The following is an 11,669-nucleotide window of genomic DNA, read 5'->3' on the forward strand; positions in this document are numbered from 1 at the left end:
GGGAGCCCCGGCTGCGGTTACGCCCGCGGTAAAGGTCCGCGGCCGCCGCTGGGCCAGCAAATCCGGAGCATACTGAAGTATGAATACGACAGGCGCCGCCTGGTGGTTGCCTTGGCTGGTCCTCATCCCGTGCGTGGCCATCTGGGGCTACAGCCTGGTCGACTTCAGCCAGACCGATGAACGGGACATACGAACCTTCAGCGGGGACACCTGGCTGCTGCTCCTCGTCTTCGGAAGCGTGGCCGGAGGAGTTGCGTGGCTCGTGGCCGGCCGTCCCCGGCGGCCCGATGTCCGCCGTCGAACCTAAGTCGCCGAGACGATGCTTCCGTAGCCCTGCAGGAACATCCGGCGGCCCTGGCCTTCATCCGTCCACACCCAGATGATCGAATAATCGGACGTCACGGCGTCCACGACTCCGGTTCCGGCAACGGTTCCCTCGGCGAAACTGACCCGGTCCCCCACCGCAAGCCGGGGGTGCCTGGTCCGTTTCCTCCTGGGCTTGATCATGGCGGTTTCCCCCGCCACTGCGGGGTCTGACAGGCAGGTGCTGACGTGCTGACGCATAGGATTCCTCCGGGCTCGCGGGCGGACAGTCAGCTCATTACAACCCTGCCCGCTGCTCCCAGGTCACGCGCTCAGCACGTGGTGCAGCAAGAGTAACGCGGCGTAACGCCCGGACGCACAGCCCGGAGGCTCCGGACGGAGTGTGACTGACCAGCGCAGCCGTGAACCCTCAATCCAGCGCAGTGACCGACCCCAACGAGTCCCACGCGAAGCTGGCCAACCAGTGCGTGGACATGAAGTCGCCGCTTTCCAGCCCGGCGAGCCCGGCCTTCAGGAGCGGGTCCAGCGCCTCGGAGAGCACAGCCACGGCGGCGGACGCCTCGGCGCCGTCGGATCCACGAAGCGTGGCGATGATCCGCGCCACCTGTCCCGCGCGGGTCAGGTTCAGTCCGTGCAGGTGCACCAGGTAGCCGTCGGTCTCATCTGTCACGCTCACCGGCTGCAGGATCCGTGACTCCGTGGAAAGGCCCGGCAGGAACCCGGAAAACCAGGTGGCAAACTCGTCGGCGGGCAGGACACGCCGCATCAGGTCCGCCTCGCTGAGGCCGGCCGAGAGGAAGTCCTGGCCGCTGAGCTCCCAGTCGCCCGGCCAGCCGCGGTCATTCCCGAACCAGGTGCGGGCCGCCTCCTCGCACGCCTTCGCAGCGTCATCGCGGCCCAAGGACCGGAAAGCATCCAGCATGTAGCCCACGCCGAACGCCGCGTTGGTGTGCAGCCCGTGCCGGACGGGGTACTGGGCCTTGGCCATCCACGCCACGCTGAGCTCCGCCACCGCACCCACCAGTGGATCCAAGGCGGCACCCCATTCACGAATCTGTGCATCGGAGGACGCCGAACATGTGGCAGCGAGCCGCATCAGCCAGGCCCAGCCGTACGGCCGCTCCCAGGACGGGTTGGCCAGCAGGTAGTCCCGTTCCACCGCCAGCTTGGCCGGAGTCAGGTTGGCGCCCAGCGCTTCCCGCAGCGACGCGGCAGTGGAGCTGTCCACCCAACCCGCCGTCCCGCCGTCGGACGCCCCCTCCGGAGCAGCCCCGGCAGAAGGTGACCCGGAGGCAGCCCCCAGCAGACTGGCCCCCAGCCAGTGCATGTGCACGCAGGAGTGCCAGTCAAAGGACGTGTAGAACGCGGGGTGGATCTGTTCCGGGGTGGGGCGGTCGTCGGCGGAGACCTGGGTGTGGTGGGCCGAGTGCGGGTAGGGCTCGGAAAGGTTGCCCAGCACCACGGCCGCATAGTCCGGTGCCGCCTGCGCGCGGAGATCGTTGTCCATCATGCTCCTTTGAAAGCCAAAATCACGGAAAGGAAGGGGTTAGTGGAAGGCCAGGAAGTACATCAGCACAATGTTGACCGCCAGCAGCGGGATGGCTGTGCCCACCTGCGCCGTGATCACGCCGTACTTGTTCTTCATTTCCAGCAGCGCGGACGGCACCAGGTTGAAGTTGGCGGCCATGGGCGTGCAGAGCGTGCCACAGAAGCCGGCCAGCATGCCGATCGCGAAGATGATGGCAGGGTCGCCGTGGAATCCCTGCACCAGCACGGGCCAGCCGATCGCGGCCGTCATGATGGGGAACGCCGCGAAGCCATTGCCCATCAGCACGGTGAAGAGGAACATGCCGATGCAGTACACCAGCACACCGGCGATCAGTGAGCCCTTCGGAAGCAGCCCGGACGCCAGGGTGCCCACCGCGGTGCCGACGCCGGCCTTGGTGAAGAGGATGCCCAGCGTGGTGAGCATCTGCGGCAGCAGCGCGGCCCAGCCGATGGATTCGAGGATCCGGCGGCTTTCGAAGATAGGTGTGGCCGGGTTTTTCGGCTTGAGGATCACCAGGGCGACGACGACGGCGGCCACGGCTCCGATGGCCAGGGCTACCAGCGTGGTGTTCTTCGGATCCAGCAGCGGGGCGCCGCCGATCACCAGCACGGGCGCTGCGAGCACCAGGATCACGGTGACCAGGGGCAGCGTCAGGGCCGGGATGAAGAGCTTGTTGCCGAAGCGCTTGGCGTAGGACTCCCGCTCCGGGCCCGTGGAGGTGCGGTGCTTGCCGTGGCCCAGGAGGCCCGTGGAGGCCAGCACCACCAGGACCAGGACGGCGATGCCCAGGATCCAGCCCGGTGCAGTGCCGGCCTGGACCCAGGTGCTGTAGAAGAAGCACAGGCCCAGCAGGCCCCAGAAGGCGGAGCTGCCCCAACGGCGGGGGTGGTTGGTGTCGGCGGCAATGAGCGATGCCCAGGCGACGAACAGAATGCCGATCAGCCAGTAGACGGCTTCAACGTTGATCATTTGGCTTCTCCTGCGGATTCCTTCTCGGCGGTGAGCTCGAACTCGCGGTATTCCTTGTCCAGCTGCTTATCCAGGCGCAGCAGCCGGAAGCCGTGGATGAGGAAGGCCGCGATGGCGGTGGGGATGGCCCACAGGGCCAGCTGGAGCGGTTCAAGGTGCAGATGGTAGGTGGTGTCCACGAACGTGGTGATCAGCAGGATGGAGCCGACGGCCACGAACACGTCTTCGCCGAAGAACACGCCCACGTTGTCCGCAGCGGCGGAGTGGCCCTTGATCTTCTCGCTGATCTTTTCCGGCACGTGCCCGTAGCGGCGCAGCGCTGCACCCTCAGCCATGGGGAATACCAGCGGACGGACGGTCTGGGCGTGGCCGCCGATGCTGTTCAGGCCCACGGCGGCGGTGATCTGGCGGACGGCCAGGTAGCCGATCAGGACGCGTCCTGCCGTCAGCTTGGCCAGCCGGCCGATGAGCACTTTGGCTTGCTCCTGCAGCCCGAAGAACTCGATGATGCCCACAACGGGCAGCACCGCCACGAAGATGGTGACCGAGCGGCTGCTGGCGAAGCCGGTGCCAAACGAGTCAAGGATCTGCGCGGGGTTCATCCCGCCCAGCAGTGCGGTGACGATGCCAGCGACGGTGACGACGATCAGGGGGTTCAGCCGGATGGCGAAGCCAACGATCACCAGCAGCACCCCGATGAGTACAAGCATGATTATCCCTTCCCAGGGGACCCGTGACGGGTCTGCGAAAGTGGGGGCCGGCGCGTCCATGGGTTGGTCAATTGGGGGTGACGGCGCCGAGGGGCGGGAGCCCCTGTCACGTTGGCGCTGCAGGATTAAGTGAGCTGCAGAACAACGGTGTGATCTAAAGCATAGCTTTTTGTTCAACAATCCCGCAACCCCCTTCTTCGCGGGGGTTTTGGTTCAGCGGCCGACGGCGGCCAGCAGCTGCGTTTCGGCGCGGTCCAGGTAGTCGGCCAGGAAGTCCGCTGCCGCGGCCAGTTCCCCGGCCTCCAGGAGCTCCACGATCTTCGCGTTGTCCTCCACGTAGGGTTCGTGGAAGGCCGGATTGGCCGCCATCGAGTGGAACACCAGCCGCATTTCGGCCAGTACCTGGTCCATGAGGCTGTTCAGGCGTTCGCTGCCGGCGCGGTCCACGATGGCGCGGTGGAAGTCCTGGTTGGCGCCGGCCATGCCGGGGATGTCGCCGTCCGCGGCGGCTGCCCGGGCCGCCTTGACAATCGCCGCCAGGGGTTCCGTGGAGGCCGCGCCGGCCCACAGCACCGCCGAGGGCTCAAGGAAGCGGCGCACACGGTAGATCTCGCGAATGTCGTCCGCCGTGGGGTGGGCCACGAACACACCGCGGTTAGGGATCCGGGTGACGATGTGCTCCGCGTGCAGCGCAGTGAACGCCTCGCGCAGGGTATTGCGGGACACGCCAAGGGCCTCACGGAGGGCTTCCTCCGCGAGCTTGGAACCGGGCTTCAGCTGGCCGGCTGCGATGCGGCTGCGGAGCTGGGCTGCGACCCAGAGCCCGGTTTCGGCGTGCTTTGTGGTCCTGGCCTGGGCTTGGAGATCGGCCAGTACCTCGTCAAACGTCATGCCACCACGATATCGGCCCTGACACCGGCACCCTGTCCGCACCGGACGAATTCCTCCATCATGGTGACCATGACGTGGCTGGACGGCCTCCGGTTCGACCCGATCGCCCCGCTGCTGTCCAGCGGGCACCCTGCCGTGCGCTCCTGGGCAGTCCGGGACCTCCTCCCCGGTCCGGCAGCGCTGCCGCCCGCCCCGGGGGCACCCGATGAGGCACTCTGGGACCTTCCGATCCCGCGCAGGATCCTGCGGCGCCAGGCGGCCGACGGGTCGTGGGCGTATCCGGGAAGACGCCCACGGGCCATCATGGACTACGACCTGCTGGAGACCTACCGGCAACTCGGGTTCCTCGTGGAGATGTTCGGGCTGACACACCGGCACCCGGCTCTCGCCGCGGCCGCCGCCTATGTGCTCTCACACCAGTCGGCCCAAGGTGATCTTCGAGGGATTTACGGCAACCAGGTGTCTCCCAACTACACGGCGGCCCTCATCGGGCTGCTGGTCAAAGCGGGGTACGGCGACGACCCCCGCGTGGAACGCGCGTTCAGCTGGCTTGACGCGTCGCGGCAGGACGACGGCGGCTGGGCCCTTCCGCTCCGCACCCGGGGGAGGAATCTCGACGCACTCGAGGAGCCGCAGACCATCACCGGCGATCCGGCGCAGCCGTTCTCACATTTGATCACCGGGGTGGTGCTCAGGGCGTATGCGGCCCATCCAAGGCACCGCGCAGGCGCCCCCGCACAGAAGGCTGCTGAATTGCTGGCGGGCCGCTTCTTCGAGCCGGACGCCTATCCGGACAAGGGCCGTGTCTCCGACTGGACCGAATTCAGCTTTCCCTTCTGGATGACGGACCTGGTTTCCGCCCTCGACGCCATCAGCATCATCCGTCCCGGCCTTCGATCGGAAAAAACCGACCAGGCGCGCGACTGGCTGGCCGCACATCAGGAACCATCCGGGCTCTTCACCGGCCACCTGCTCCGGGACAGGTTCCACGACCTCCAGCTCTGGTTCAGCCTGGCAGTGTGCCGCGTGTTCGCGCGCATGCCCTCGTGAGGTGCGCTCAGGAAATGGTGGCGAGCACCTGGCCGGGCGCGACGGCGTCCCCCGCCGCCGCGAACCGCTCCCCCAGGGTGCCGCCACGGTGGGCGGCGACGGCCGTTTCCATCTTCATTGCTTCGAGCACCAGCACCGCCTCCCCTTCCGCGACGCTGGCCCCGGGCTCAGCCAGCCACTTGACCACGGTGCCGGCCATCGTGGCCAGCAGGTCGCCGTCGTTCTTCTCCGCCGGAGCCTCCGCACTCTCCTCCGGCGCGTCGGAACGGACCCGGCCGCCGCCGTCGAGCAGCGAATCCAGCAGCGCCTTGGGAAGTCCCAGCTCCATCCGCTTGCCGTCCACCTCGATGCCGATGGTCCGGCGCGGTTCCTCGGGCGCGGCGGGACTGAACGCGGGGTCCGCCTCCAGTTCGGCGGCGAATCCGCTCTCGATCCACGTGGTGTAAACGTCCAGGGAATCGGTGCCGGTGAAGTCGGGGGCCTCCACAACGGCGCGGTGGAACGGCAGGACGGTGGCCAGGCCGCCGACGTGGAAATCGCGCAGGGCGCGGCGGGCACGCCGGAGGGCCTGCTGACGGTCTGCGCCGGTCACCACCAGCTTGGCGAGCAGCGAATCGAACTGGCCCGGCACCGTTGACCCGGCACGAACGCCGGTGTCCAGCCGGATCCCCGGCCCGGTGGGCACCTCGAACGAGTCGACAGTGCCCGGCGATGGCAGGAAGCCGCGGCCCGGGTCCTCGGCGTTGATCCGGAATTCGAACGCGTGGCCGCGGGGCTCGGGGTCTTCAAGGATGGGGAGCGTCTCCCCGGCCGCGATGGACAGTTGGGCGGCCACCAGGTCCACGCCGGAGGTTTCCTCCGTGATGGGGTGCTCCACCTGGAGCCGGGTGTTGACCTCCAGGAAGCTCAGGAAACCGGAGCCGTCCAGCAGGTATTCCACGGTGCCGGCGCCCACGTATCCGGCCTCCCGGCAAATGGCTTTCGCCGAGGCATGGATGGCCGCCCGCTGGTCCGGTGTGAGGAACGGCGCGGGGGCTTCCTCCACGAGTTTCTGGTGGCGCCGCTGCAGCGAGCAGTCGCGGGTGCCAACCACCACCACATTGCCATGCGTGTCTGCGATGACCTGGGCCTCGACGTGGCGGGGACGGTCCAGGAACTTCTCCACGTAGCACTCGCTGCGGCCGAAGGCTGCCTGCGATTCGCGCACGGCGGAGTCGAAGCTTTCCTCAATGTCGGCCAGGTTCCTGACCACTTTCAGTCCGCGTCCGCCACCACCGAAGGCAGCTTTGATGGCCACCGGAAGGCCAACCTCTTCGGCGAAGGCCCGGACTTCGGCGGCGCTGGCCACCGGGCCGTCGCTGCCGGGTGCCAGCGGGGCGCCGGCGCGGACAGCCACTTCGCGGGCACTGACCTTGTCGCCCAGCAGCCGGATGGTGTCAGGCGAGGGCCCGATCCAGGTCAGGCCGGCGTCGATCACGGCCTGGGCGAACCCGGCATTCTCGGACAGGAAGCCGTATCCGGGGTGGACGGCGTCGGCACCGCTCTTGGCCGCAACTGCCAGGATCTTCGCGATATCCAGGTAGGTTTCCTGCGGCCTGGAGCCCGCCAGCGAGTAGGCTTCGGTGGCGGCGGAGACATGCAACGCATCGGCGTCCGGATCAGCGTAGACTGCCACGCTTTCCAGCCCTGCATCGTCGCAGGCCCTGGCGATCCGGACGGCGATTTCGCCGCGGTTGGCAATGAGGACTTTACGCATGGAAGCTTTCCTTAGGTGTTTCGTGCTGTTCTGCCGGGGATGCTGCGGTGAACCGCACCGATGCCCCCGGGGGAAGTTGGGCGGCTTTGTCCAGGTCGGCGTGGACGACGACGGCGATCACCGGGTATCCGCCCGTCACCGGATGATCGGACAGGAAGAGGACCGGCTTACCTTCAGGGGGGACCTGCACGGCGCCGCGGACAGTGCCTTCGCTGGCCAGTTCGCCCTCCCTGCTGCGGCTGAGTGCCTGGCCGTCCAGGCGCAGGCCGATCCGGTTGGACTTGGGACTAACGGTCCACTCCTGGGACAGGAAGTTGTGCAGCGTTTCGCCGTTGAACCAGTCCTGCCGCGGCCCGGGAACCACCCGGAGCACTGTGGCCTGGTCCTTGTCCGGGAGGGGTGAAATTTCGGGGTTGCCCACTACACTTCCCGGGTTGGGGGTTCCCACAGGGAGTATGGTTCCTGCCTGAAGTGCTTCGGGGCCCAGTCCGGACATGGTGTCGGTGGAGCGGCTGCCCAGTGCGGCCGGGCCGGCGAGGCCGCCGCGGACACCCAGGTAGGCGCGGAGCCCTGCGGTGGGAGTTCCCACGGTGAGCCGCTCTCCTGCCAGCAGCGCGAAGGGGGCATCGCACGCGGGGTGCCGGACCGCCGTCGTCCGCTGTTTCGTGTCCTCTGATGGCGTGACCTCCAGCGGAACATTGGCGCCGGTGAGGGCCAGGACCTGATCGGTGAGGGCCTCGAGTTCCAGGCCACCAAAGAGGATTTCGATTCCCGCATCCCCTTCAGGGTTGCCCACCAGGCGGTTGGCACGCCGCAGGGCACCGCGGTCCATGGCCCCGGAGCTGCTCACGCCCAAGGACGCGTAGCCTGGCCGGCCCAGATCCTGGATGGTGGCCTGCAGGCCTGGCTTGCGCACGGCCAGGCCCGCGGTGGCAGGTTCCTCCACCGGCGCCAGGCCGGCGGTAATTCCGCTCGCCTCCTGCAACCGGGTCACTGTGGCCTGGGCCCGGACGGCAGCGAAACGGACGGTGTCGCCGGGGCGGATGAGGGCCGGACTCTCCCGGCCCAGGTCCCAGAGCGCGGCCTCGGTCCGGCCGATCAGTTGCCAGCCGCCGGGCGATTGCCGCGGATAGATTGCCGAGTAGGGTCCGCCCAGGGCCACTGCCCCGGCCGGCACGGCAGTTCGCGGGGAACGCCGGCGCGGGACGTCAAGGGTGGAGTTCTCGCCGGTGAGGTACGCGAAGCCCGGCGCGAACCCGGCGAAGGCAGCTGTCCACAACTGGCCCGTGTGGGCTGCCACCACCCCTTCGCGGCCAAGGCCGGTGAGCCCCGCGGCTTCGTCGAGGTCGTCGCCGTCGTACACCACCTCGATGGTGACCAAGGTGCTCTCAGCCTCCACGGGCGCTTCAAGGTCAAGGCTGCGGACGTGCGCAGCCAGCGCCTGCAGGGCGTGGGGCGAATCTGCGGTGATCAGCACGGTTCCGGCGGCGGCAATGACGTCCACCTGGCCCGGCTGCGGATGTGCGGTGAGCTGCGACTGGAGGCTGAGCACCGCGTCCAGGGAGGAGAGTTCAACCAGGATTGCCCGGTCGCCGGCGGCCCTGATCCCAGTCAGCATCGCAGCCGATGCCGCCGTGGCCGGCTGCTGTTGTGTGGCGGCCATGGCTAGGCGAAGCTTTGGATGGTAATGCCGGCATCCGCCAGGGCGGCGCGAACGGCAGCGGCCATCGCCACGGCGCCGGCTGTGTCGCCGTGCAGGCAAATGCTTTCTGCTTTGACCGGGACCAGCGAGCCGTCCACAGCGCGGACCACGCCGTCGTTGGCCAAGCGCAGGACGTGCTCGACGACGTCCTTCACCTCGTGCAGCACGGCGCCGGGTTCGCGCCGGGAGACGAGGGTGCCGTCAGGGTTGTAGGCGCGGTCGGCGAAAGCCTCCGGGACCGTGCGCAGTCCCGCGGCGTCGGCCTGGCGCTGGATCTCGGAATTCGGCAGGACCATGAGGGGCAGGGTGGGGTCCACGGCCAGGATGGCGGCCACCACGGCGGCGGCCTGCTGTGGGTGGTTGACAATGGTGTTATAGAGCGCGCCGTGGGGTTTGACGTAGCGGACCGCGGTGCCTGCCGCGAGGGCCACGGCCTGGACGGCGCCGATCTGGTAGACCACGTCTGCGGTCAGTTCGGCGGGGGTCATGTCCACGAAGCGGCGGCCGAATCCGGCCAGGTCCCGGTAGCCGGGGTGTGCGCCGACGGTGACGCCGGCCTTCGCGGCAGCCTGGCAGGTGGCCATAATGCCCACGGGGTCGCCCGCGTGGAAGCCGCAGGCTACGTTGGCGCTGGAAACACTCTCGAAAATGGCGGCGTCATCGCCGAAGGACCAGTTTCCAAACGATTCGCCGACGTCGCTGTTCAGGTCGATGCTGGGCATGTGATCTCCGTCTCGGATTGGTGGTACTCCAAGAATGCCCTAAAAATTCAGATTGTTCAACAATCTTGCACTGTCATCGCCGCTGGACTAGCCGCCGGTCCTGGGCGCGAGGAGAATCTGCACGGCTTCGATCCGTTTGCCCATACCCACCGTACCTGCCGTTCCTCCGTCGGCTACCCATGACTGCCAGCCGAAATCTTGTACGTGAGCCCGGTAGTAAATGCTGTAGTGGTTGGCCATCTCACCGGTCAGCCTGACTTCAAACGCTTCCAAACGCAGCCCTTGCCCCACCGTGCCGATGGGATTGGCCGACGTTGTCCAGGGCTGCCAGCCAATGTTCTGCACCTGCCCCCGCCACTGGATGTCGCCGCTATAGGCGGTGCTGGACACATTGAGGCGCAACGCCTCCATCCGAAGGGCCATACCCGTAGTCCCGGCGACGGTTCCGTCCGAAACGTTAGCCATCCAGCCGAGGTTCTGAACGTGGGCGGCGTACACAGCAGTGAATGCCGGCGCAACCTTCGGAACCAGCTCGATCGTCACTGCCTCCACCCGCAGACCTTGCCCGACGGTGCCGGCAGTGGCTCCGTCAAGCACGTACGGCTGCCAGCCGACGTTCTGCACGTGGGCGCGATACCTGATGCTGTAATGCGAGGCCAGATCCCCGGTCAACCGCAGCTCGAACGCCTCCAATCGCAGACCGAGGCCGGTCGTCCCAATCGGGGTTGCCGACGTCGTCCATGGCTGCCAGCCAATGTTTTGCACCTGCCCCCTCCATAGAATGTCGCCCGGCAGGCGGTCTCCTGCCACGGACAGGCGCAACGCCTCCAACGGCAGTGACCGGCCGGTCGTGCCCGCGGTGGCGCCATTGGAGACGCTCGGCTGCCAGCCGATCGTCGCGACGTGGGCCTGGTACACCCCGATGCACGTCATGTCGTAGTCGTAGGTGCCGTCGGTCCATTGCGCGATGTGGACGGTCCCACCGGAAAAGCTGCGGTTCACGCAGAGGTCGGATGCTTCACTGGCGAAGTCGAGGCGCCCTGCGGGTGACCAGACGGGCACGTCGGCAAGCTGCCACGACCCGGTGATGGCTTCCCAGGCGCTCGAATAGGAGTAGATCCCGTGCGGGTACCCGGCGTCAGCCAGTGCAGCCAGGAGCCCGGAGATGACGTACCGGTTCTCCTGCCGCTCGGCTGCTGTCGAGCTGGGCCACGGCTGTTGCGGGCGGGGCTCGACGTCCACCCAGATTCTCTCCGGCCGCCATCCCACCTTGTCGAGAGACGCGAGAGCCGCGTGACCCTCTGCATATCCGACGTTGCGCAGCCGGTCCTGCCTGGTGCTTGTGGAATAGGGGCCGTCGTCCCCGTAGGTGTCATACTGCGCACCGGTAGGGAACGTAGCCATGGTGTAAGCCTGCGCCCGGACTCCATGATCCAGCACCCACTGGAACTGCCCGCCCAGGCAGGGGTTCTCGGTGAAGGCGAGTCCGTGCGTCAGCCCCACAACCTCGAACCCCGTATCTTCCGGCGGCATCGGAAGACCGCCCGGACACTGCGGCCACGAAACGTCATATCCGTAGTCGACTGCTCGGGCGGGTGGAGCGAACAGCACACCAATTGCGAGTACGACTAACACCGCCAAGAACCGGCGCATGGATGCCCAGGAGTAGCGGCCAAGTCGAAGAACATCAAGGCCGGCCATGATGGCCCCCCTATTCGACGGATGACCACATTGTCCCACCCGGTCACTGTCGCCGCCAGACAGGTGGAGCAGCAGGCGCTGACCTAAATTAGCAGGGCGCTGGAATCCCGGGATTTCGAGCGGGCCGTTTCCCAGTCTGCGTTGGTGGTGGTTGTGTTAAATGTGGGAGGCCCCAACCGTGTGGTTGGGGCCTCGACCAATGATTGTCCGGCGGTGTCCTACTCTCCCACACCCTCCCGGGTGCAGTACCATCGGCGCTGTGGGTCTTAGCTTCCGGGTTCGGAATGGGACCGGG

11 protein-coding genes and 1 rRNA gene are annotated in these 11,669 nt (G+C 67.4%); 2 read left to right on the plus strand and 10 right to left on the minus strand.

The features are described 5' to 3' along the window. Positions 1-79 precede the first annotated feature (79 nt). Complete coding sequence (locus AB4Y79_RS20330; protein ID WP_441865766.1) at positions 80-307, plus strand: hypothetical protein; 228 nt, start codon at positions 80-82, stop codon at positions 305-307. On the opposite strand, the gene AB4Y79_RS20335 is transcribed toward AB4Y79_RS20330, so the two are convergent. From AB4Y79_RS20335 to AB4Y79_RS20355, 5 genes are all read right to left on the minus strand, one after another. After that, positions 304-564, minus strand: coding sequence for a hypothetical protein (locus tag AB4Y79_RS20335; protein ID WP_441865769.1), 261 nt, complete (start codon positions 562-564; stop codon positions 304-306). The genes AB4Y79_RS20330 and AB4Y79_RS20335 overlap by 4 nt on opposite strands. Positions 565-733: 169 nt before the next feature. Next, the gene (locus tag AB4Y79_RS20340) at positions 734-1,831 is read right to left on the minus strand and encodes a DUF2891 family protein (protein WP_441865772.1); all 1,098 of its coding nucleotides are present in this window, start codon (positions 1,829-1,831) and stop codon (positions 734-736) included. A 39-nt stretch (positions 1,832-1,870) separates the two neighbouring features. Further along, positions 1,871-2,842 carry a DUF979 domain-containing protein gene (locus AB4Y79_RS20345; protein ID WP_441865774.1) on the minus strand — a complete coding sequence of 324 codons (972 nt, stop codon included), beginning with the start codon at positions 2,840-2,842 and terminating at the stop codon, positions 1,871-1,873. Beyond that, the gene (locus AB4Y79_RS20350) at positions 2,839-3,552 is read right to left on the minus strand and encodes a DUF969 domain-containing protein (RefSeq protein ID WP_308931869.1); all 714 of its coding nucleotides are present in this window, start codon (positions 3,550-3,552) and stop codon (positions 2,839-2,841) included. The genes AB4Y79_RS20345 and AB4Y79_RS20350 overlap by 4 nt, the downstream gene beginning before the upstream one ends. A gap of 213 nt (positions 3,553-3,765) precedes the next feature. After that, entirely contained in the window at positions 3,766-4,443 is a 678-nt protein-coding gene (locus AB4Y79_RS20355; RefSeq protein ID WP_441865777.1) for a GntR family transcriptional regulator, read from the minus strand. Between the two features lie 69 nt (positions 4,444-4,512). Here AB4Y79_RS20355 and AB4Y79_RS20360 point away from each other — a divergent pair, with 69 nt between their 5' ends. Further along, entirely contained in the window at positions 4,513-5,493 is a 981-nt protein-coding gene (locus AB4Y79_RS20360; RefSeq protein WP_441865780.1) for an adenosine deaminase, read from the plus strand. A gap of 7 nt (positions 5,494-5,500) precedes the next feature. On the opposite strand, the gene AB4Y79_RS20365 is transcribed toward AB4Y79_RS20360, so the two are convergent. From AB4Y79_RS20365 to rrf, 5 genes are all read right to left on the minus strand, one after another. Further along, positions 5,501-7,249 carry an acetyl/propionyl/methylcrotonyl-CoA carboxylase subunit alpha gene (locus AB4Y79_RS20365; protein ID WP_441865783.1) on the minus strand — a complete coding sequence of 583 codons (1,749 nt, stop codon included), beginning with the start codon at positions 7,247-7,249 and terminating at the stop codon, positions 5,501-5,503. Further along, positions 7,242-8,912: a 5-oxoprolinase/urea amidolyase family protein gene (locus AB4Y79_RS20370; protein WP_441865786.1), complete on the minus strand. Its 1,671-nt coding sequence runs from the start codon at positions 8,910-8,912 to the stop codon at positions 7,242-7,244. Before AB4Y79_RS20370 ends, AB4Y79_RS20365 begins: the two co-directional genes overlap by 8 nt. A gap of 2 nt (positions 8,913-8,914) precedes the next feature. Beyond that, on the minus strand, positions 8,915-9,673 hold the full coding sequence (locus AB4Y79_RS20375; RefSeq protein ID WP_441865789.1) for a LamB/YcsF family protein: 759 nt from the start codon (positions 9,671-9,673) through the stop codon (positions 8,915-8,917). Positions 9,674-9,760: 87 nt separating this feature from the next. Beyond that, positions 9,761-11,206 (minus strand): hypothetical protein, encoded by a 1,446-nt coding sequence (locus AB4Y79_RS20380; RefSeq protein ID WP_441865791.1) that lies wholly within the window; start codon positions 11,204-11,206, stop codon positions 9,761-9,763. A gap of 373 nt (positions 11,207-11,579) precedes the next feature. Beyond that, a 5S ribosomal RNA gene (gene rrf, locus AB4Y79_RS20385) occupies positions 11,580-11,669 on the minus strand; the annotation flags it as partial.

This window comes from Pseudarthrobacter sp. YAF2, assembly GCF_052113345.1.
GTDB lineage: Bacteria > Actinomycetota > Actinomycetes > Actinomycetales > Micrococcaceae > Arthrobacter.

What these genes read in the sequence shown, in the direction of transcription:
- AB4Y79_RS20330 (WP_441865766.1), top strand. Translation starts at nt 80, where the DNA reads ATGAATACGACAGGCGCCGCCTGGTGGTTGCCTTGGCTGGTCCTCATC.
- AB4Y79_RS20335 (WP_441865769.1), bottom strand. Translation starts at nt 564, where the DNA reads ATGCGTCAGCACGTCAGCACCTGCCTGTCAGACCCCGCAGTGGCGGGG.
- AB4Y79_RS20340 (WP_441865772.1), bottom strand. Translation starts at nt 1,831, where the DNA reads ATGGACAACGATCTCCGCGCGCAGGCGGCACCGGACTATGCGGCCGTG.
- AB4Y79_RS20345 (WP_441865774.1), bottom strand. Translation starts at nt 2,842, where the DNA reads ATGATCAACGTTGAAGCCGTCTACTGGCTGATCGGCATTCTGTTCGTC.
- AB4Y79_RS20350 (WP_308931869.1), bottom strand. Translation starts at nt 3,552, where the DNA reads ATGCTTGTACTCATCGGGGTGCTGCTGGTGATCGTTGGCTTCGCCATC.
- AB4Y79_RS20355 (WP_441865777.1), bottom strand. Translation starts at nt 4,443, where the DNA reads ATGACGTTTGACGAGGTACTGGCCGATCTCCAAGCCCAGGCCAGGACC.
- AB4Y79_RS20360 (WP_441865780.1), top strand. Translation starts at nt 4,513, where the DNA reads ATGACGTGGCTGGACGGCCTCCGGTTCGACCCGATCGCCCCGCTGCTG.
- AB4Y79_RS20365 (WP_441865783.1), bottom strand. Translation starts at nt 7,249, where the DNA reads ATGCGTAAAGTCCTCATTGCCAACCGCGGCGAAATCGCCGTCCGGATC.
- AB4Y79_RS20370 (WP_441865786.1), bottom strand. Translation starts at nt 8,912, where the DNA reads ATGGCCGCCACACAACAGCAGCCGGCCACGGCGGCATCGGCTGCGATG.
- AB4Y79_RS20375 (WP_441865789.1), bottom strand. Translation starts at nt 9,673, where the DNA reads ATGCCCAGCATCGACCTGAACAGCGACGTCGGCGAATCGTTTGGAAAC.
- AB4Y79_RS20380 (WP_441865791.1), bottom strand. Translation starts at nt 11,206, where the DNA reads ATGCCGCCGGAAGATACGGGGTTCGAGGTTGTGGGGCTGACGCACGGA.